At 71.4% G+C, this 20,335-nt stretch carries 20 protein-coding genes; 18 read left to right on the top strand and 2 right to left on the bottom strand.

Annotation, left to right across the window (positions count from 1 at the left end):
• Positions 1–125 precede the first annotated feature (125 nt).
• The 10 genes from BLASA_RS20885 (at position 126) to BLASA_RS20840 (ending at position 9,533) form a co-directional block, all read left to right on the top strand.
• Complete coding sequence (locus BLASA_RS20885) at positions 126–1,127, top strand: Gfo/Idh/MocA family oxidoreductase (RefSeq protein WP_014378247.1); 1,002 nt, start codon at positions 126–128, stop codon at positions 1,125–1,127.
• Positions 1,124–1,942 (top strand): IclR family transcriptional regulator, encoded by an 819-nt coding sequence (locus BLASA_RS20880; RefSeq protein ID WP_014378246.1) that lies wholly within the window; start codon positions 1,124–1,126, stop codon positions 1,940–1,942. The genes BLASA_RS20885 and BLASA_RS20880 overlap by 4 nt, the downstream gene beginning before the upstream one ends.
• A 340-nt stretch (positions 1,943–2,282) precedes the next feature.
• Entirely contained in the window at positions 2,283–3,311 is a 1,029-nt protein-coding gene (locus tag BLASA_RS20875) for an ABC transporter permease (protein ID WP_014378245.1), read from the top strand.
• Positions 3,312–3,394: 83 nt separating this feature from the next.
• Positions 3,395–4,597, top strand: a complete 1,203-nt coding sequence (locus BLASA_RS20870) for a sugar ABC transporter substrate-binding protein (protein WP_014378244.1) — start codon at positions 3,395–3,397, stop codon at positions 4,595–4,597.
• 13 nt (positions 4,598–4,610) lie between these two features.
• On the top strand, positions 4,611–6,155 hold the full coding sequence (locus tag BLASA_RS20865) for a sugar ABC transporter ATP-binding protein (RefSeq protein ID WP_014378243.1): 1,545 nt from the start codon (positions 4,611–4,613) through the stop codon (positions 6,153–6,155).
• The gene (locus BLASA_RS20860; RefSeq protein WP_014378242.1) at positions 6,152–7,450 is read left to right on the top strand and encodes an aromatic ring-hydroxylating oxygenase subunit alpha; all 1,299 of its coding nucleotides are present in this window, start codon (positions 6,152–6,154) and stop codon (positions 7,448–7,450) included. Before BLASA_RS20865 ends, BLASA_RS20860 begins: the two co-directional genes overlap by 4 nt.
• Positions 7,447–7,956, top strand: a complete 510-nt coding sequence (locus BLASA_RS20855; RefSeq protein WP_014378241.1) for an aromatic-ring-hydroxylating dioxygenase subunit beta — start codon at positions 7,447–7,449, stop codon at positions 7,954–7,956. Before BLASA_RS20860 ends, BLASA_RS20855 begins: the two co-directional genes overlap by 4 nt.
• A 13-nt stretch (positions 7,957–7,969) precedes the next feature.
• Positions 7,970–8,239, top strand: coding sequence for a hypothetical protein (locus tag BLASA_RS20850; RefSeq protein ID WP_014378240.1), 270 nt, complete (start codon positions 7,970–7,972; stop codon positions 8,237–8,239).
• On the top strand, positions 8,236–8,826 hold the full coding sequence (locus tag BLASA_RS20845; protein ID WP_014378239.1) for a VOC family protein: 591 nt from the start codon (positions 8,236–8,238) through the stop codon (positions 8,824–8,826). Before BLASA_RS20850 ends, BLASA_RS20845 begins: the two co-directional genes overlap by 4 nt.
• Positions 8,823–9,533, top strand: a complete 711-nt coding sequence (locus tag BLASA_RS20840) for an SDR family oxidoreductase (protein ID WP_014378238.1) — start codon at positions 8,823–8,825, stop codon at positions 9,531–9,533. Before BLASA_RS20845 ends, BLASA_RS20840 begins: the two co-directional genes overlap by 4 nt.
• Before the next feature lie 52 nt (positions 9,534–9,585).
• On the opposite strand, the gene BLASA_RS20835 is transcribed toward BLASA_RS20840, so the two are convergent.
• Together BLASA_RS20835 and BLASA_RS20830 are read right to left on the bottom strand one after the other, a co-directional pair.
• The gene (locus tag BLASA_RS20835; RefSeq protein WP_014378237.1) at positions 9,586–10,518 is read right to left on the bottom strand and encodes a VOC family protein; all 933 of its coding nucleotides are present in this window, start codon (positions 10,516–10,518) and stop codon (positions 9,586–9,588) included.
• A gap of 129 nt (positions 10,519–10,647) precedes the next feature.
• Positions 10,648–11,553: a LysR family transcriptional regulator gene (locus BLASA_RS20830; RefSeq protein ID WP_014378236.1), complete on the bottom strand. Its 906-nt coding sequence runs from the start codon at positions 11,551–11,553 to the stop codon at positions 10,648–10,650.
• Between the two features lie 145 nt (positions 11,554–11,698).
• On the opposite strand from BLASA_RS20830, the gene BLASA_RS20825 reads away from it, so the two are divergent.
• The 8 genes from BLASA_RS20825 (at position 11,699) to BLASA_RS20790 (ending at position 20,308) form a co-directional block, all read left to right on the top strand.
• Complete coding sequence (locus BLASA_RS20825) at positions 11,699–12,514, top strand: SDR family oxidoreductase (protein WP_014378235.1); 816 nt, start codon at positions 11,699–11,701, stop codon at positions 12,512–12,514.
• 34 nt (positions 12,515–12,548) lie between these two features.
• Positions 12,549–13,796, top strand: coding sequence for an NADH-ubiquinone oxidoreductase-F iron-sulfur binding region domain-containing protein (locus BLASA_RS20820; protein ID WP_014378234.1), 1,248 nt, complete (start codon positions 12,549–12,551; stop codon positions 13,794–13,796).
• A 26-nt stretch (positions 13,797–13,822) separates the two neighbouring features.
• Positions 13,823–14,020, top strand: a complete 198-nt coding sequence (locus BLASA_RS20815; RefSeq protein ID WP_014378233.1) for a ferredoxin — start codon at positions 13,823–13,825, stop codon at positions 14,018–14,020.
• A gap of 61 nt (positions 14,021–14,081) precedes the next feature.
• Positions 14,082–15,101, top strand: coding sequence for a dihydrodipicolinate synthase family protein (locus BLASA_RS20810; protein WP_014378232.1), 1,020 nt, complete (start codon positions 14,082–14,084; stop codon positions 15,099–15,101).
• Positions 15,098–16,087, top strand: coding sequence for an ornithine cyclodeaminase (locus tag BLASA_RS20805; RefSeq protein WP_014378231.1), 990 nt, complete (start codon positions 15,098–15,100; stop codon positions 16,085–16,087). Before BLASA_RS20810 ends, BLASA_RS20805 begins: the two co-directional genes overlap by 4 nt.
• A gap of 14 nt (positions 16,088–16,101) precedes the next feature.
• Positions 16,102–17,535 carry an NAD-dependent succinate-semialdehyde dehydrogenase gene (locus BLASA_RS20800; protein WP_014378230.1) on the top strand — a complete coding sequence of 478 codons (1,434 nt, stop codon included), beginning with the start codon at positions 16,102–16,104 and terminating at the stop codon, positions 17,533–17,535.
• 92 nt (positions 17,536–17,627) lie between these two features.
• Entirely contained in the window at positions 17,628–18,731 is a 1,104-nt protein-coding gene (locus tag BLASA_RS20795; RefSeq protein WP_014378229.1) for a ring-opening amidohydrolase, read from the top strand.
• A gap of 29 nt (positions 18,732–18,760) precedes the next feature.
• Positions 18,761–20,308, top strand: coding sequence for a carboxyl transferase domain-containing protein (locus tag BLASA_RS20790; protein ID WP_014378228.1), 1,548 nt, complete (start codon positions 18,761–18,763; stop codon positions 20,306–20,308).
• The last annotated feature ends 27 nt before the right edge of the window (positions 20,309–20,335 follow it).

Here is a 20,335-nt window from a genome sequence, read left to right as displayed (position 1 = left end):
CACGGAGTCAACGGCCGCAACGGTTCCCCTTTTGTCCTCATAGCGGATAAGGTGTCCACCTACTTGGCCCCGGCCGTGCGTGGGGAATCAGCCAGGACGCAGGACGAGTCGACCGAGGGGTGCGCATGCGCGTGGGATTGGCAGGGGCCGGTCGCATCGGTGAGGTGCACCTGCGCACGCTGACCGCGCACCCGGATGTCTCCACCGTGCACCTGTACGACCCGGATGCGGCCCGGGTGGCTGCTCTTGCGCAGGAGTACGGGGCGTGCGCGGTGACCGGGGCTGACGAGCTCGTCGCCCAGGTCGACGCGGTGGTCATCGCCTCCCCGACGGCCACGCACGTGGCCCTCCTTGACCGCGCGATGGACGCCGGCCTCCCCGCCTTCTGCGAGAAGCCCGTCGCCGCCGAGCTGGCCCAGGTGCAGGCGCTGGCCGAACGCGCGCGCCGCAGCGGCTGCCCGGTGCAGGTGGGCTTCCACTACCGCTTCGACCCCGCGCTCCGAGAGCTCGCCGAGCGGGTGGCGGCATCCCCCGGTCCGCGGCTGGTGCGGGTGCACTCGACGACGGAGTTCGCGCCGTCGGCGGAGTACCTCGCCGGGGCCGGGGGGCTGATCGCGGACAAGCTGGTGCACGAGCTGGACATGGTCCGGTGGCTGACCGGCAGCGAGGTGACCCGGGTCGCTGTCCTGCCGGCGGTCGGCGCACCCGCGGACCCGGAGACGATGACGGCGGCCGTCACCCTCGAGCTCGCAGACGGCGGCCTTGCCGCTGTGTGGGGCGGCTACCGCTCCGTCGCCGGGTTCGACCTGACGGTGGAGGTGGAGACGGCGGAGGAGGTCGTGGTCGTCGGCAACCGCCGAACGGTGGCCGAGAAGCCGGAACCAGTACCTGCGAGCACCGTCGTGGATTTCCGGGACCGCTTCCTCGACGCCTACCATGCCGAAGTCGACGCTTTCCTCGCACTCGCGCGGGGCGCCGGGCCGAACCCCTGCGACCTCCAGGAGGCGCTGCGCACCGAGTTCCTCGTCGAGGCCGCCCGGGCGGCGCTGGACGAGGGCCGGGTGGTCACCGTGGGTGTACAGCCGGCTGGGTCCGGCATGTCCGAGGGAACGAGGAAGAGGTCATGACCGAGCAGGTCGGTGCGCCCCCGCGCGGTCTCCCGCAGGTGAAGTCTCTGTCGCGGGGCACACGGATCCTCCGCACCCTGGCCGACCGGCCGATGCGTCCCAGTGACCTGTCGCGCGAGTTGGACGCGCCGTGGGCGACGATCTACCGCACGGTGCGCGGGCTGACCGAGGAGGGCATGCTCCAGCGCGATCCGGACACCGGCGAGTACTCCGTCGGACCGACGCTCTGGGCGTTGGCCAGCAGCTACATCCGCGATCACGCCGTGCTGGGCGTGGGCCTCCGACACCTGGAGCAGTTGCTCCCCAGCATCCAGGGCCTGCTCAAGCTGACCGAGCGGTGCGACTCCGAGGCGGTCACGCTCTTCGCCGAGCAGAACCCTCAGGTCCCCGCGGTCCGGCGGATCCGCGAGCAGTACCGGGTCCCGCTGCACGCGGTGTCCTTCGGTCAGGTTCTCCTCGCCTTCGAGAGCCCCGAGTTCGTGGCGGCCTACCTGGCCGAGCCGCTGCAGCGAGTGTCGTCCAGGACCGTGACCGATCCGGACGCGATGACGACGGTCCTCGCACAGATCCGGGAGCAGGGCTACGCCGTCTCCCGGGCGGAGCTCCAGAGCGACAACGGGTCGATCGCCGTGCCGGTCTTCCGCAAGGACGGGTCCGTGGCCGCCGCGGTCAGCGCCGTCCTGCCCCTCCAACTGATCGACGACGCCGATGTGGCCGACCAGCAGCGCCAGCTGCTCATGGACACCGCCGTCACGCTTTCCGAGTCGCTGGGCTGGCGCGCCTACCGCGACGCGGCCTATCGCGCCGGCGCCTGAGAACGCCCTCTCGCGACTTCCGACCCCGGCCCGCCACCGGGGTCGACGGGGACCCGTCCCGCGAGCCGTCTGCATGGTCGCCGGCGCCTTCGTTGACCGTCCTGGGGATCGGCTGACGCACCGTGGCCGACGCGTCACCTGAACCTGACGAATCCCTGACTGAGCTGTTACCTGAAGCGCTTGACGTCGGTCACATTTCCGACCATCGTATCCGCATTGCAAACATCGTAGCCGTAATCGGTTCCCGCCTGGTCCTCCCGCTCCTCGCGCGGACATCCGGAGCGAGACCGCTGCGGACGGTGATGGAACGACCCGACATGCGTCGAGCGAGGAGAGCGGCATGGTGACCACGGAGTCCACGGTGCGCCTGGAGGCGACGGGCAGCGGCTCGCCGGACGAGGCGAAGGGGACGGGCGTCGGCGTCGTCGGCCGCGTGGGCGGGGTGGTCCTGCAGCGCTACGCGCTCCTGGTCGCACTCGCGGCGCTGATCGCCGTCTTCTCCATCCTCCGGCCCGAGTCGTTCTTCTCGACGGCGAACCTGACCTCCACGCTCGGCATCCAGGCCTCGCTCGCCCTGCTGGCGCTCGGGGTCACGGTCGTGCTGCTCGTCGGCGAGTTCGACCTGTCCGCCGCATCCGTCATGGGCATGTCGGCCAGCGTGGTCGCCTACCTGACGACGGCCCGTGACTTCTCCGTCCTCGCCGCGCTCGGTGTGGTGCTGGTCGCCGGCCTGCTGATCGGCGCCGTGACGTCGTTCTTCGTGGTCAAGGTCGGCATCCACTCGTTCATCGTCACGCTCGGCATGGGCACGCTCGTCACGGGTGCGGCGATCGGCCTGGCTGGTACGACGACCATCGGCGGTGTCCCGCAGGGGCTGACCGACGTCTTCCGGACCGAGATCCTCGGGATCGAGGCCGCCTTCTTCATCATGCTGGTCGTCGCCCTGATCGGGTGGATCCTGCTCCAGAAGATGCCGCTGGGCCGCAACATCTTCTTCACGGGCGAGGCTCCGACCGCCGCGGCCCTCGCCGGCATCCGGGTGAACGCGCTGCGGGTGGGGTCGCTGGTCACCTCCAGCGTGCTCGCCTCGCTGGCCGGCGTCATGCTGGTCGGCCAGATCGGTGCGGCCAGCCCGTCCATCGCGGCGCCGTACCTCCTCCCGGCCTACGCCGCGGCGTTCCTCGGCGCCACCGCCTTCACCCCCGGACGGTTCAACGTCTGGGGCACCCTGTTCGCCGTCTACCTGCTGGCCGTGGGGACCACCGGCTTCCAGTTGCTGGGTCTCAGCAGCTGGGTCACCGACGTCTTCAACGGGGCCGTGCTCATCCTCGCCGTCGCCTTCTCCCGAATCTTCGGGCGGAAAACGTGACGGCGCCGGCTGTCGGACCGCTCTCCCCCGAGACGCCCCACCCGCTCACGCACCGCTCCCTCTCCCAGCCCCAGGAGGCACCCATGTCGCTCCAGTCATTCCTGCCCAGTCGCCCCCCGCGTCGACGCCTCGGTGCCTCCCGCCGAGCGATCGTCGGGGCGACCGCCGCGACGGCTCTGCTGCTCACCGCCTGCGCCGATGCGGAGGAGCCGGGTGGTGAGGGCGGTGGCGGCGATGCCTCCGCTCTGGTCGAGGAGATGCAGGGGCTCCTGGACGAGTACTCGGGCCAGCCGGAGTTCGGCGAGCCCGGCCCGGCGTTCGACGCCACGCAGCTGGAGGGTCGGACCATCGCGCTGATCGCGATCGACCTGCGGGTGCCCGCACTGACCGAGGTGACCGACAGTGCTCAGGATGTTGCCGAGCAGATCGGGTTGCAGACGACGGTGTTCGACGGCCAGGGGAACCCGACACTGGTGAACCAGGGCATGACGCAGGCGATCAACAGCGGGGTGGACGCGATCATCAGCGTCGGACTGCCGGTGCAGATCATCGCCGACCAGATCGCGGCCGCGGCCGAGGCCGGGATACCAGTCGTCGACGTCATCAACACGCCCCCGGAGGCGGGGGTGCCGGGGCAGGGGTCCGATCCCAATGTGTACGGCAACGTCGCTCCGGACAGCGACCTGGTGGGCCGGTTGCTTGGTGCCACCGCCGTCGTGGAGACCGACGGCGCGGCCAATGTCGCCATCATGAACACCTCGGAGCTGACCGTCGCCCCGGTCCTCGTGGGCGGGATGACCGAAATCCTCGACGAGTGCGAGGACTGCGAGTACACCGAGACGGATACCGCACTGGTGGACTGGTCCACCGAACTGCCCGGTCAGGCGGCCTCGGTCGTGCGGAGCAACCCGGACCTCAACTTCATGCTGCCGATCTACGATGCGATGACGCTGTTCGCCAGCACCGGTGTGCGGCAGGCGGGTGCCGTCGACCAGGTCGACATGGCCTCCTTCAACGGCACGGCGGCCGCGCTCGACCTGGTGGCAGAAGGGGACATCGCCGTCGCCAACGTCGCGCAGAACAACGACTGGGCGGCTTGGGCCGCCGTGGACCAGGCACTGCGGGGCATGCTGGGCATGGATCCGGCGGACCCGGTCCTGCCGGTCCGTTACGTCACCACGGATGACGTCCAGGACCTTGACACCAGCTCACAGATGGCGGTGAACGAGGCGCTCTTCGGCACCGAGTACCGCGACGGGTACCTGGCGCTGTGGGGCCTGGCATGAGGGGGCTGACCCGATGACCGCCGCTGTCGCGAGCCCCGCCGCACCGCCGCTGCTAGTCCGCGGGGTCGGCAAGCAGTTCGGCGCCACCCACGCACTGCGCGACGTCACCTTCGAGGTGCGTCGCGGTGAGGTGCACGCTCTACTGGGCCACAACGGCTGCGGCAAGTCGACGCTCGTGAAGATCATCAGCGGGTTCCAGGCCGCCGACTCCGGCTCCATCACCATGGGCGGACTCGACGGTGCGGGCGCGAGAGTCGGCATCGTGCACCAGGACCTCGGGCTGTGCCGGTCGGCCACCGTCGTGGAGAACTGCGGCATGGGCAGCTTCCAGCGCCGGCTCGGCATGATCAACTGGAAGCAGGAGCGCCGGGTGGTGGCGGAGATCCTCACCTCGCTCGGAGCAGACTTCGGCCTCGACGACATCGTGGCCGATCTCTCGCCGGCGGACAAGGCGATCACCGCGATCGCGCGGGCGCTGAAGGCCAGCGGCGGGGTCGAAGGCCTCGATCTGCTGGTGCTCGACGAGGCCACCGCCGCGCTGCGCGGGCCGGATGCGGAGAAGGTGCTCTCCGCAGCCCGCGCCGTCGCCGCGCACGGCGGCGGGGTCCTGCTCGTCACCCACCACATGTCGGAGGTCTTGGCCGATGCCGACCGCGCGACGGTGCTGGCCAGCGGGCGGGTGGTCGACACCGTCGACGTCGCCGGGGTCACCGAGGACGACCTCCTCCGGCTGATCGGCGGCGGGAAGGTGCCGCCGAAGGTCGGCCCCAGCGGTCGCCAGGCTTCCATCGGGGACGAGGTGCTGACCGTCCGATCGTTGACCGGAGCCGCCGTCCACGACCTCGACTTCGCGGTCCGTCCCGGCGAGATCGTGGGGCTCACCGGAGCCGCGGGTGCCGGGCACGACGAGGTGCCGTACCTGCTGTGCGGGGTCACCAAGCGCTCGGTGGGCAGCATCGGCGTGGCCGGCGAGCCGTACACCGGCCGGAGCGTCCGGGAAGCGCAGCAGAGCGGACTGGGGGTGCTGCCCGCCGACCGGCTCCGCCAAGGCATCGTCCCCCGCGCCTCGGTGCGGGAGAACCTGTCGCCGGCGAGCCGGGCGTCGCACCGCACCGGGGGTGTGCTGCGGGTCCAGCGGGAGAAGGCGTGGGCGCGCGACATCTGTGCGGATTACGCGGTGATGCCGCCGGACCCCGAGCTGCCGATGTCCGCGCTCAGCGGGGGCAACCAGCAGAAGGTGCTGTTCGCCCGCGTGCTGGAGCACGACCCACGAGTGCTCGTCCTGCACGAGCCGACCCAGGGTGTCGACGAGAACACCCGGCGGGCGCTCCTGCGCCGTGTCCGTGACCTCGTGGACGAGGGGCTCGGCGTCCTGTACGTGTCGTCCGACGCCGAAGAGGTGGCCGAGTGCGCGGACCGCGTGCTGGTCATGCGGCGGGGCGCCCTGGTGGGCGAACTGCCGGCGGGACTGGACCACATCGACGAGATCTACGCAGCGTGCTACGCCGCCGGTGACCGGAACGCCGCGGCGCCCACCAGGGAGGAGAACGACCGATGACGATCGAGGACACCACAGCACGGCCGTCGGTGACACGACGCCTCTACACCGACGAGGAGGTCCTGAGGCAGGAGCTGGCGACGGTCTTCGCCAAGTCCTGGCTGCTCGTGGGCTTCGAGTCCGAGGTACCCCAGCCGGGCGACTACGTGACCCGCCGCATGGGCGTGGACCCGGTGATCCTGACCCGCAGCGAGTCCGGGGAACTGCACGTCCTGCACAACTCGTGCACCCACCGCGGTACGCAGGTCTGCAAGGCCGCCTTCGGCAACTCGGCGAACTTCCGCTGCGGCTACCACGGCTGGACCTTCGGCAACGACGGGCAGCTGCGGGGGGTCCCAGGCCGCCGAGCGGTGTACGGGCCGGACCTGGACCTGAAGACCCTCGGGCTGCGCAAGGCTCGCGTCGGCGCCGTGCACGGCCTGGTGTACGCGACATTCGATCACGAGGGTCCGTCCCTCGACGAATTCCTGGGCGACTTCCGCTGGTACCTCGACCGGGTGTTCGGGTTCTTCCCCGGCGGCATGGAGGTCTACGGCGGTGCTCACCGCGTGATCGTCAAGGGCAACTGGAAGATCCACGCGGAGAACTTCATCGGCGACGGCTATCACCTGCGCATCGCGCACCGCACGATGTTCGAGCTGGGCGTCATGGGGACGCAGGCGGGTGCGGTGAAGGGCTTCTGCATCTCCGCGCCGGAGGGCCACGGGGTTCGGGCTCAGTACGTCGACGACGAGTCGCTGTCCGACATCGTCTTCGGCTACCCCGACGGCCTGCTGGACGGCGCCCGGCCCGCGGACCTGCCCGACGCGATGGCCTTCCGTGCCGCTAGCTCGGTCATCCACGGCACGGTCTTCCCCAACATGCCGTTCATCACCACTGCACCGGTCACGTTCGGCACCGACGCCGAGGGGCAGACCGCCTTCACCCAGGTGCGCACCGTCATGCCGGTGGATGCGCACTCGCACGAGGTGACCTACTGGGCGCTGGTGCCGAAGGACGCCCCGGAGGAGTGGAAGAAGAAGTCCTACCTGTACTCCGTCCGCCAGCACGGCGCGTCGTCGTACTTCGAGGCCGACGACCTCGAGAACTTCCGCCGGATCGACGCCGGCCTGGGCGGTATCGCCGCCGCGGACGTCCCCCAGAACTACGACTTGGGCGTTGGCGTCGAGCCGGTCTCGGGCAAGCCCCCCTTCTCGGGTCCGTGCACGGTCCTGTCCCAGGACTTCAGCGAGCACAACCAGCGCAACTTTTACCGCCGGTACCTCGCCCAGCTGAACGGAGAGGCTGCACAGTGATCGACGTCGACACCGGGCTGCGTACCCGGCTCCTGGACTTCCTGGTCGAGGAGTCGGCGGCACTGGACGAGCGCCGCTACACGGACTGGCTCGGTCTGCTGACCGACGACTTCGTCTACGAGGTCCCGGTCCCGCAGTCCCGGGAGGATCCCGGGATGGCCCAGCACGCCGATGGGATCTACCTGGCCCACGAGTCGAAGAGCTTCCTCACCATGCGGTTCACCCGCGTCGACTCCGACTACGCCTGGGCGGAGCGGCCGGCGGCGTTCATCCGGCACTTCGTCAGCAACCTGCGGGTGCTCGATGCCGGCGCCAGGGACGGCCGCTGGACGGTCGGCACGAACGTGCTGGTGGCGCGATCGCGGCTGCCCGAGGCCACCTCGCTGTCCAGCGCGGGGCGCCACGACGTGATCGTCGAGACGCCGGACGGGCTACGGCTGCAGCACCGGACTGTTTACCTTGACTCCGAGCTGCCCAACGACAGCCAGACCAGCGTCATCTACTGAGAGAAGCTACTCCATGTCTGAAGCGCTGCAGAGCGCCGAGATCCGCAACGAGTTCGCCGCGGTGCGGCTGACCGTCCGCCCGCACGGTCGGGGCACCCGCCTGGAGGTGAGCTCGGGCCAGCTGGGAACCTCCGCGCTGCTCGACGCCACCGTCCTGGAGGCGCTGACCCGGTTCGACCCGGAGGCGCTGGCCGCGCTGGTCGGGGTCGCCATGCAGGCCTCCGACGAGACGGTCGACGCCGCAGCCGCGGAGGAGCTCGACCCGACGCCGGAGCGCGCGTGAGCGCCGGGGCCGCCGTCGGCGGTGCGCTGCCGGCGGCCCCGGCCCCGCCAGGCCTGCCCGGCAACCGCGGCGTCGACCACGTCGGCCTCACCGTGCCGGACATCGAAGAGGCCACCCGGTTCTTCACCGGCCTGCTCGGCTTCGTCGAGTTCTACGACCACGGTCCGTACGTGGACGAGACCGGGGACTACCAGTCGGTCTACTTCGACCGGCATCCCCGCTCGCGGTGCGTGCTCATCCGCATGCTGCGAACCCGCAACCTGAACCTGGAGCTCTTCGAGTTCGAGTCCCCCGATCAGGTCCGGCGGGTGCCGAGGACCAGCGACTGGGGCAGCGCGCACATCGCTCTCTACGTGGAGGACATGGCAGTCGCCGTGGCCTTCCTGCGGGAGCAGGGCGTGCGGGTGCTCGGCGGGCCGCAGCCGCTGCCCGAGCCGGAGGCCGCCGAGCAGGCGGAGTTCTGCTTCTTCCTGGCGCCGTGGGGCCAGCCGCTGGAGCTGATCAGCTACCCGAACGGGAAGGCCTACGAGCGGGAGACCGACGCGCGGCTCTACTCGCCGGTCGACCCGGCGACGCTGTGGGCGTGACCGGCGGGCTCGCCGTCGTCACGGGTGCGAGCGGCGGGCTGGGTGCTGCGATCGCGACGCGGCTGCACCGCACCGGGCGTCCGCTGCTGCTGCTCGCCCGTCGGCGGGAGGAGATGGCCCGGCTGGGCCTCGACGGTGCGCTGCTGGCGGCGGTCGACGTGCGCGACGAGGACGCGGTGGCGGAGGCGCTCGGCGCGGCGACCGCCCGGTTCGGACCGGTCGAGACGCTGGTCAACAACGCCGGCGTGCTGCGGCTCGGCGACCTGGCTTCCCAGCCGGTCGACGACTGGCGCGCCACACTGGAGGTCAACGTCCTGGCGGTCGTCGGCGTGACCCGGCAGGTGCTCCCGGCCATGCTGGAACGGCAGAGCGGGACGATCGTCGTCGTGAGCTCGCTGGGTGCGCGGCAGGTGTTCGCCCACGAGTCCGCCTACTGCGCCTCGAAGGCTGCGGTGCACGCGATGTGCGAGGCGCTGCGGCTCGAGGCGGCCCCGTACGGGGTTCGGGTCATCGAGATCGCCCCGGGGCTGGTGGAGACCGCGCTGGTCGACTCGACCACCGACGCGCAGCTGCGGGACCGGTATCTGGCCGGGCGCCGGCACGCCCTGGACCCCGAGGCGGTGGCCGAGGTGGTCGGGCTGGCCTGCGACCTGCCGCAGGACGTCTGCGTGCGCGAGTTGCACGTCGCGCACACCCGCCAGGCCTGACGGCGACGGGCCGGACCGATCGGCTCGGTCCGGCCCGCCGCGGGGCGCGGGGTCAGACCGGGGACGGCGTCCAGAGGCCCTGGTCGGGGTCATTGAACTGCGCGGGGATGAAGACCTCGTTGATGGAGTTCGAGGTGCCCCACTGGTCGGAGTTCTCCGGGGTCAGCTCGAACACCCGGGGCTCCCAGGTCTTCTCGTCCGGGATCTGCTCCAGCTCCGTCGTGTACTCCATGACGTTGCCGAACGGGTCGTAGAAGTACGAGAACGTGTTGTCGCCCGGACCGTGCCGGCCCGGACCCCAGAGCAGCCGATGACCGTCGCGCACCAGCCGCCCGGTACCGCGCATGTACTCGTCGAGGCCGCGCATCTCGAAGGAGACGTGGTTGAGGGCCACGTGCGGCGCCTGGGCGATCGCCAGGATGTGGTGGTCGACCCCGCTGCGCAGGAAGCACAGCCGGTCGGCGAGCCAGTCCGTCAGCCGCAGGCCCAGGTGCTTCTCGTAGAACGCCAGCGTGGCCGGCGCGTCGGTGGAGTTGAAGACGACGTGGCTGAGCTTGCGGGGGATGGACTCCTTGGGTTCCAGCTCTCGGGCGGTCCGCTCGGCCACGTCACTGGAGATTTCGATCAGCCGGCCGTCGAGGTCCCAGAAACGGAAGCCGTGACCGCCGCCGGGGGTGTCCAGCTTGCCGGGCTCCCGGTCGATGCGGACGCCCGCCTGCCCCAGGCGCTCGGCGAGCGCGTCGACGTCCGACGCCTGGCGCACCCCGAAGGCGACGACGTCCATCCGCTTCGCCGAGTCCTTGCGCACCCGCAGGAGGTAGTTCTCGGGGGCTGCCGGGCTGCCGAAGAAGGCGATCCCGCCGTCCTCGGCGACCTGCTCCAGGCCCCAGGCCGTCCGGTAGAACTCAGTGGCCCTCTCGAAGTCGGGCGCGGCGATGCCCACGTATCGCAAATGGGTGATGGGGGTCGTCGGTTCGGCGCTCACGTCGCGATTCCTCCTCGTGTCCGTGCGCTGACGGTAGGCAGGGCGAGGTCTGCGACGCCAGGAACCCGTGGTGATGGGGCCCATCGACCCGGTCGATGACGCAGTGCGGGAGGCCCGGGACGGCGGGCGTCAGACCTCCAGTGCAGCCTGCTTCACCTGTTCGCGGAGCCACCGGTGGCCGCGTTCGTCGGCGCGACGCGGATGCCAGTACATGGCCTCGGTGATTGTCTGGAGTGGGACGGGCGGCTCCACGAGACGGATGCCGGCGACGTCCTGCAGCTGTCGGCCGAGCCGCTCAAGCACGAGGGTGATCAGATCGGTCCCGGCCAGCAGGAACGGGGCGAGCAGGGAAGTCTGGGTGCTGACCTCCGCGGCCGGGAACAGACCGAGGGAACCGATCTGGCGCTGGCCCAGCGCCGGCAGCGGGTGGCCGCTGCTGGCGAGATGGGGATGGCGGGTGAACTCCTCGAGGCTCAGCGACTCGCCGATCGCCGTGTTGCCGGCGTCCACCGCACAGACGTATCGATCGCGGAAGAGCTCCTCGTGGGGCAGTTCGAGTCGCTCGGGCATGAGTTCCTGGGGGACGAGCGCGAGGTCGATCTGATCCCGCCGGAGGTCCGCGACGAAGTCGGACAGCACCGGTCGCACGACCAGTCGGACGCGAGGCGCGGCGGATGCCATCCGCCGGACGAGGTGCCGCAGCAACACGAGGCCGACGTAGTCGCTGGCCACGACGGTGAACGTTCGGTGATCGACGCGAGGATCGAAGGTGCCACGGACGCCGAGCACCGACTGAATCGCGGCGATAGCCTCCTGCACCGGTCGGACCAAGCTCTCGGCCAGGGGCGTCGGCACCAGTTCACCGCCCACCCGTGACAGGAGCGGGTCGTCGAATAGCTTCCGGAGCCGGTTCAGGGCTGCGCTCATTGCGGGCTGGCCGATCGACAGCCGCTCGGCGGCGCGCGTGACGTTGCGTTCCGCGAGCAGGGCGTCGAGGGCCACGAGCAAGTTGAGGTCGACGCCATGCAAATTCATGTCTCCCACTCCTCCCTCGCGGCGTCATCCCGGCGGCGCGAGTGCTTGACAACGAGGGCCAGCCTAGTCGAACATCACGTCCACATAGCGGACACACTGTCCGAAAACGCCGCGTATGCGTACGCCACCCAGAGTGGAGGGTTCCGTGGCCTACCCGCAGTCATCTTTCGAGGACGAGCTCGCCGGCAGCGTCGTTCTCCTGACCGGAGGGGCCTCCGGCATCGGTCGAGCCCTGGGGCAGGCCCTTCTCCGGCGAGGCAGCCACGTCGTGACCCTCGACCGGGACGGCGCGGCGCCAGAGACCCAGGCCGTCGAGGGGACGTCCGGGCGGTCCCTGCACGTGGTCGGTGACGTCACCGACCCCGAAGCCAACCAGCGGGCGGTGGACCTCGCTGTGGCGGAGTTCGGCCGGCTGGACGCGTTCGTGGGCAACGCCGGCGTCCACGACGGCGGGGCCACGGTACGCGACCTCAGCCCCGGCCAGATGCGCGACCTGGCGCGTCGCATCCTGGACGTGAACGTCGTCGGCTACCTGGTGGGGGCGTGCGCCGCCGCGGACGCCGTCGAGCGTGCCGACGGCACGATGGTCTTCACGCTCTCCGATGCCTCGTTCGTCGTGTCGGGCAACGGCGCCGGCGTCGCGTACGCGGCGTCCAAGCACGCCGGCCTGGGCGTCGTGCGCTCGCTCGCCGCCCAGCTGGCCCCACGCGTCCGCGTCAACGCAGTGGCCCCGGGAGGTGTGCCCACCGGGTTGAGCAGCCTCGCCCCGGGCGCCGAGGCGGAGAAGGCCGTCTACGGCGACGTCGAGAGCGTGGTGGAGCAGATCCGTTCGATCAACCCCCTTCGGACCGTCCTCAGCGCCGAGGACCTGGTGCCGCACTACCTCTACCTGCTCACGAGCCAGAGCCGCGGACTCACCGGCCACGTGCTGCGTCCCGACGGGGGGCTGTCCGTTGCCTGATGCCCTTCACGCCGTCCCGCGCCCGAGGTACGGCGTGCCGGACGTCCTGCCCTGGAGCCCCCTCGGGGCCGGCCTGCTGCTGGCGCCCGGCCCCGAGGCCGAGACCCTTCCGGACTTCCGGCAGGAGTACCCCGAGGTGGCGCCGCCCGACAGCGCCGCCCTCGTGGACGTGCTGCGCCGTGCCGACCTCCGCGGCCGCGGCGGGGCCGGGTTCCCCGCATGGCGCAAGATCGAGGCCGTCGTTTCCCGCCGGCCGGACGGCCCGGTCGCGGTAGTGGCCAACGGTGAGGAGGGCGAGCCCGCCAGCTGCAAGGACCGCTACCTCCTCCGCCACCGCCCCCACCTCGTCCTCGAGGGCCTGGAGATCGTCCGACGTGCGCTGGTCGCCGATGCGGCTTACGTCTACGTCTCCGACGAGCTCGGCCGCGATCGGGTCCTCGCCGCGATCGCCGAGCGGGGCCTTCTGGGGATCGAGGTGTTCCTTGCGCCCCGCGGCTACGTCAGCGGTGAGGAGTCCGCCGTCGTCCGTGCGCTGGACGGTGGTCCAGCGCTGCCCACGCAGAAGCCGCCGCGCCCGTTCGAGTCCGGGGTCGGGCAGCGGCCGACGGCGGTCATGAACGTGGAGACGCTGGCCCGCGCCTGCCGGCTGTGGACCGCTGCGGCTCTCGACCAGGACCCGCCGGTCGACCTGCTCATGCTCACGCTGCTGGATCCCGACCAGGTCGTCCTCACCGAGGTACCCGCGGGCACGACGCTGAGAGAGGTTGCGCGCCAGGCACTGGGGCTGGACGTCTCGCCCGGCACGCCTGTCCTCTCCGGCGGCTTCTTCTCGGGCTTCCTCCCGGACGTGGCGCTCGACGCGCCCCTGGACTTCGACGGGTTCCGCAGGCTGGGTACCGGGGTCGGTTGCGGATCCTTCATCTTCCTTCCCGGCGCCTGCCCGGTGGACGTCGCGACCGACGTCATGGCGTTCTTCGACCGGGAGAACGCCCACCAGTGCGGCTCCTGCTTCAAGGGCACCGCGGCGATGCACCAGGCCCTGGAAAGGATCGGTCTGGGCACGCAGCAGGACACCGACGTCGCCAACCTCGAACGCTGGACGAGGACGCTGCCCGGCCGCGGCTCCTGCGCCACCCTCGACGGGGCCGCCTGCCTGGCGCGCACCCTGCTCACCCAGTTCGCCGGCGTCGTCGAGCGGCACGCCACCGTCCCTTGCGCGCAGTGTGCTGCTGCCGCCGAGCGGGCCGACCCGGACACCCGGTTCCGCGTGCCCGCACCGTGACCGAGCCACCCCCGAACGGAGAACCCATGAAGGTCCAAGTCGACTCGACCAAGTGCGACGCCTACGGACTGTGCGCCGACGCCGCCCCCCAGGTGTTCGAGCTGGACGACTTCGGCTACGCCGCTGTCCGCAACGGCGGCGTGGTCCAGGACGAGGACAAGGCCGCCGCCGAGGAAGCGGTCCGCGCCTGCCCGGTCCAAGCCATCCGAGTCCTCGAAGACTGATCCCATCGCGCCGTCCGAGACGAATCCGGCGGCGTCAACGACAAGAGAAAGCGAGCCCTCGGTGGCCAAGTTCGAACCAGGTGAGGCCCGTGCGTGGGCCCTGGAGAACCTGCGGGGCGTGACCGGCTGCGTGATGCCGTCGTTCACCCAGGACCTGTCCGGCCTCAACGAGGAGGCGATCGTCCACGACATCGAGCGGGAGCGTGAGCTCGGGTTCACCGGGTTCCTCATCGTCGCCGAGTGCGGGACGACGCCCGACGAGCTCCGGCGGTTCATCGACATCTCAGTCGCCGAGAGCGGCGACATGGTGACGGTGCTCCAGGCGGCCGCGGGCACCCTCGAGGAGAACGTCGAGATCATCCAGTACGCCGCGCGGGCCGGTGTCGATCTGGTGATGCCGTCCTACCCGCTGAGCTTCTACCCCCAGGACGGCAGCGAGGTCGTCGAGTACACCCGCGTCCTGGGGCAGGCCAGCCACATGGGTCTGATCGTGTTCGCGATGAACCTGTGGAACTTCGAGCGGCTGCACCCGTCGGGTTTCGCGGCGCCCTGGCTCGACGAGCTGATCGAGACCGTGCCGGACATGGTTGCGATCAAGAACGAGGTGGCCGAGCCCGGCGTCGCCGGCATCTCCGAGGTGTTCCGTCGCTTCTCCGACCGGGTCCTCGTGGCCGATCCGTTGGAGATGAACTCCCCGGCGTGGACCACCACGTACGGCATGCCCTGGATGGGGACGTCGAACTACGAGTACTTCGGCGCCGAGGTGCCCCGGTACTTCGACCTCCTGCAGCAGCCCAACCGCTTCGACGAGGCGATGGACATCTACTGGCGGATCCACCCGGCGCGCCAGGCCACGGGCTCGCTCATGAAGGAGGCGAACGCCGGCACGGTGTTCGTGCACCGGCTGCTCTGGAAGTACCAGGGCTGGCTGCAGGGCTTCAACGGCGGCCCGGTCCGTCCGCCGCACATGCGGCTGGCCGACCGGCAGATGAAGACCCTGCGGGCCGCCGCCGTGGCCTCGGGCCTGCCGGTGACCGGCGAGCCGGACACCGAGTTCTTCCGCGGCCGGATCGCCAAGTGATCGAGCAGGACACCACCCGCGTCCGGGTGGTCAGCGCCGAGGAGGTCGAGCGGTTCGGCGGCTCCCGGCTGGCCCTTGGGGCGGCGCGCACCGCCGCCCGGGTGGTCCGCGAGCCGGGCTCCGAGGTCAGGCGGATGAACTTCCGGCTGCCCGGCGGCTGGATGCGCATCCTCGGGGCGGCGCTGCCGTCGATCGGCGTGTTCGGCTACAAGGAGTTCCACTACTCGCCGGGCGGCACGCTGCGCTACGCGATTCACCTGTTCTCCACCGAGGACGGGCGACCCCTGGGCATCGTGGACGCCGCGCTCATCACCACCCTGCGCACGGCGGCCGCGGCCACCGCGGCGGCCACCGCCTTCTACGACGGCCGCACCGAGCCGCTCACCGTGGGGGTCATCGGCTCGGGAGCGGAGGCGCAGGCCGGACTGCGGGCGCTCGCTTCGGCACTCCCCGTCGCCGAGGCCCGGGTAAGCAGCCGCAACGAGGTCAACCGGCAGGCTTTCGCCGACCGCATGTCCGCCGAACTGGGCATCCCGGTGATCCCGGTGGCGGAGGGCGCGGCGGCGGCAGTCGGAGCCGATGCCGCATACCTGGCCACCAACTCCGGAGGAAAGGTGGTGGCCGGCCTCGAGATCCTGGCGGGCGTGCCGCTGGTGCTGTCCATCGGCAGCACCATGCCCGATCAGCGGGAGCTCCACGCCGACGTCCTGGCCAAGGCCGACGTCCTGGTCATCGACACCCCGGACGTGCTCGAGGAGTCCGGCGACGCCCTGGACGCCCTCGGCGGTGGGCTCGACCCGGCGCGGGCACTCTTGCTCGGGGACTACCTCGGCGCGGCGCCCGCGTCCGGCAGCACCGTCTACAAGTCCATCGGCTCACCCGAGCAGGACATCGTGCTGGCGTGGGAAATCGTCTCGCTGCTGGAGGACCAGCAGCACCCCGGACGGGTCATCGACAGCCTGACCGACATCAAGCGCAACCTCTGACCTCGGGAGACCTGATGCAAACCGGCCTGTACATCGACGGCACGTGGCGGGAGCCGGTCGTCGCGGCAGACCTCATCCCGGTCGTCGACCCGGCGACCACCGACGTCATCGGGCACGTCGCCGACGGCGGCATCGCGGACATGGACGCGGCCATCGGCGCCGCCGAGCGCGCCCAGCAAGGCTGGGCGGAGCTCCCGCCCCGGGAGCGTGGGGAGATCCTCCGCCGCGCCTGGGAGCTCATGGTCGCCGAGGCCGAGACGTTCGCCCGGCTGATCGTTCGCGAGAATGGCAAGGCCCTCCGTGACGCCCGCAGCGAGGTTGCGTACGCCGCGGAGTTCTTCCGCTGGTTCGCCGAGGAGGCGGTCCGGATCCCGGGCGACATGCGGCGATCCCCCAACGGACAGAACTGGATCATGGTCACCGAGGAGCCGGTGGGCGTCGCCCTGCTGGTGACCCCCTGGAACTACCCGGCGGCCATGGCCACCCGGAAGATCGCCCCCGCGCTCGCCGCGGGGTGCACGGCCGTCCTGAAGCCGGCTGCGGAGACGCCGCTCACCGCCCTCGCGCTGGTCGACCTGCTCGAGCGGGCCGGCTTGCCGCGCGGCGTGCTCAACGTGGTCTGCACGAAGCGGTCGGGTCCGGTCGTGGACCACGCCCTGCACGACCCCCGAATCCGCGCGCTGTCGTTCACCGGCTCCACCGAGGTCGGGCGCGTCCTGCTGGCCGCCGCGGCGTACAACGTCGTTCGGCCGTCCATGGAACTGGGCGGCAACGCGCCATTCGTCGTCCTCGAGGACGCCGACCTGGCCGACGCCGTCAACGGGCTCATGGTGGCCAAGCTCCGCAACGGGGGCTCCGCCTGCACGGCGGCCAACCGCATCTACGTCGCCGATGCGATCGCCGACGACTTCGTGGCCGAGCTGTCGACGCGGATGTCGGCCGTGCGATCCGGGAACGGGCTGGACGAGGACGTCGAGCTCGGACCGCTCGTGAACGCCGCGACCCGGGACAAGGTGGCCGACCTGGTGGCCGGTGCGGTGGCGCAGGGGGCTGCCGTGACCGCGGGCGGCGGGACCGGTGACCTCCCCGGCTACCACTTTCAGGCGACGGTGCTCGCGGACGTGAAGCCGGACGCCGACATCCTCCGCACCGAGATCTTCGGCCCGGTCGCGCCGGTCGTGCGCTTCTCCACCACGGACGAGGCCATCGCCCTGGCGAACGACAGCGAATTCGGCCTCATCGCCTACCTGTATACGCGCGACCTCGACCGCGGCCTGTCGGTCTCCCGCCGGCTCCGCGCCGGGATGGTGGGTCTGAACCGAGGGGTCGTGTCCGATCCCGCGGCGCCGTTCGGCGGCGTCAAGCAGTCCGGTATCGGCCGGGAGGGCGCCAGCGAGGGCATCCGCGAGTTCCTCGACACCAAGTACACGGCGATCCCCTACCGCTGAAAGACACCCCTCATCCTCACCGACCGCGAGTTCGTCGCGGTACCCGGCAGGGGGCCGACAGCTTGATCCCACGACGAAGGAGAGAGTGAGCGATGCCCGCTCCGATCGAGGTCCGCAAGGTCCCGCTGCACAACGTCAGTGACGCCTCCGAGCTGGCCAAGCTCATCGACGACGGCGTGATGGAGGCCGACCGGGTCGTCGCCGTCATCGGCAAGACGGAGGGCAACGGCGGGATCAACGACTACACGCGGATCATCGCCGACCGCGCCTTCCGCGAGGTGCTGCTCGAGAAGGGCACGCGCTCGCCCGACGAGGTCAAGCAGATCCCGATCGTGTGGTCCGGCGGCACCGACGGCGTCATCAGCCCGCACGCGACGGTCTTCGCCACGCTGCCCGAGGACGCGGTCGAGAAGACCGACGAGCCGCGGCTGACCGTGGGCTACGCGATGAGCGACGTCCTGCTGCCCGAGGACATCGGCCGCGTCGCGATGGTGGAGAAGGTCGCCGAGGGCGTGAAGAAGGCGATGGAGGCCGCCGGCATCACCGACCCGGCCGACGTGCACTACGTGCAGACGAAGACGCCGCTGCTGACGATCGACACCATCCGCGACGCCCACCAGCGCGGAAAGACGACGATCCTGGAGGAGCCGCACGGCTCCATGGACGTCTCCAACGGCACGACGGCGCTGGGCATCGCGGTGGCGCTCGGCGAGATCGAGATGCCGACGCAGGAGCAGGTCATGCGTGACCTCTCCCTGTACAGCGCCGTCGCCTCCTGCTCGTCGGGCGTGGAGCTGGACCGGGCGCAGATCGTCGTGGTCGGCAACGCCCGCGGCCACGGCGGTGCGTACCGGGTCGGCCACTCGGTGATGAAGGACGCGCTGGACCAGGACGGCATCTGGGCGGCGATCCGCGACGCCGGCCTCGAACTGCCCGAGCGTCCGCACCACACCGACCTGGGCGACCGCCTGGTCAACGTGTTCCTCAAGTGCGAGGCCTCGCCGGACGGCAAGGTCCGTGGGCGCCGCAACGCCATGCTCGACGACTCCGACGTCTCCTGGCACCGCCAGATCAAGGCGACGGTCGGTGGGGTGACGGCGTCGGTGACCGGTGACCCGGCCGTGTTCGTGTCGGTGGCCGCGGTGCACCAGGGCCCGTCCGGCGGCGGACCGGTCGCGGCGATCGTCAAGGCGTGATTTCGCCGCCCACGTTACGGGCGGAGCCGGTGCCGCCCGCGCGCCTCGACGCACGCTCGCTCCGGGACCTCGTGCTCGACGCGGGTTCGTGGACGTCGTGGGACTCCCCGGTCGTCCGCCCCGACGTGTCGGAGGGCTACGCGCGCGAGCTGGCGGCGGCCGAGGAGAAGTCGCGGCAGGACGAGTCGATCATCACCGGCGAGGGGAGGCTGCGCGGCCGGCGCGTGGCCGTCGTCGCCGGCGAGTTCGGCTTCCTCGCCGGCTCCATCGGCGTGGCCGCCGCCGAGCGGTTGATCGCCGCGGTGGAGCGGGCCACCGACGAGGGGCTGCCGCTGCTCGCGGCACCGGTGTCGGGCGGCACCCGGATGCAGGAGGGCACGGTCGCCTTCCTGCAGATGATCGGCATCACCGCGGCCATCGCCCGGCACAAGGAGGCCGGACTGCCCTACCTGGTGTACCTGCGCCACCCGACCTTCGGCGGCGTGCTCGCCTCCTGGGGCTCGCTCGGGCACGTCACCATCGCCGAGCCCGGCGCCTCGGTCGGCTTCCTCGGCCCGCGGGTGTTCGAGGCCCTCTACGGCGAACCGTTCCCCGAAGGGGTGCAGACCGCCGATAACCTGGCCGAGCACGGCCTGATCGACGCCGTCGTCCCGCACGGGGAGATCGCCGAGGTCGCCGACCGCGCGCTGCGCGTGCTCTCGGCCCGGCAGACCTGGCACCTCGACGTCCGGGACGCCGAGCGGCCCACCCCCGAGGACGGCACCGACGCGGGGCTGGGCGGGGTGGACGGTGCAGACGGGCGTACCGCCTGGGACGTCGTCACCGCGTCGCGACGGGAGGACCGCCCGGGCGTGCGGCGGCTGCTGCGGACCGCCGCCACCGACGTCGTCGGGCTCTCGGGCACCGGGGCCGGTGAGAAGGACCCGGGGCTGCTGCTCGCGCTGGCCCGGTTCGGCGGCGCCCCGTGCGTCGTGCTCGGGCAGGACCGGCGGGGCCAGTCGCTGTCGGTGCCGCTGGGCCCGGCGGCCCTGCGCGAGGCGCGGCGCGGCATGCACCTGGCCGCGGAGCTGCGGCTGCCGCTGGTGACCCTGATCGACACCCCCGGCGCGGCGCTGTCGCGGGAGGCCGAGGAGGGCGGGCTGGCCGGGGAGATCGCCCGCTGCCTGCACGACCTGGTGGTGCTGAAGGCGCCGACGCTGGCGGTGCTGCTCGGGCAGGGCACCGGCGGCGGGGCGCTCGCCCTGGTGCCGGCCGACCGGGTGCTGGCCGCGGCCAACGGCTGGCTGGGCCCGCTGCCGCCGGAAGGCGCCTCGGCCATCGTGCACCGCACCGTGGACCGGGCCGGCGAGATGGCCGCCGACCAGGGAGTACGGGCCACCGATCTCTGGCGGGCCGGCATCGTCGACCGGGTGGTGCCGGAGCGGCCCGATGCCGCCGACGAACCGACCGAGTTCTGCCTGCGGCTGGGCCGGGTGCTCGGCGAGGAGCTGGCCGGTCTGCTCGGCCGGGACGACACCGAGCGCTTCCGCACCCGGCTGCACCGGTACCGCCGCCTCGGCGGAGCCATCGGCAGATGAACGTTCACTGAGCGGTGTCGGCCCCCG

It is taken from the genome of Blastococcus saxobsidens DD2 (genome assembly GCF_000284015.1).
Classification (GTDB): domain Bacteria; phylum Actinomycetota; class Actinomycetes; order Mycobacteriales; family Geodermatophilaceae; genus Blastococcus; species Blastococcus saxobsidens_A.
This window is presented reverse-complemented; position numbering and strand designations above follow the sequence as displayed.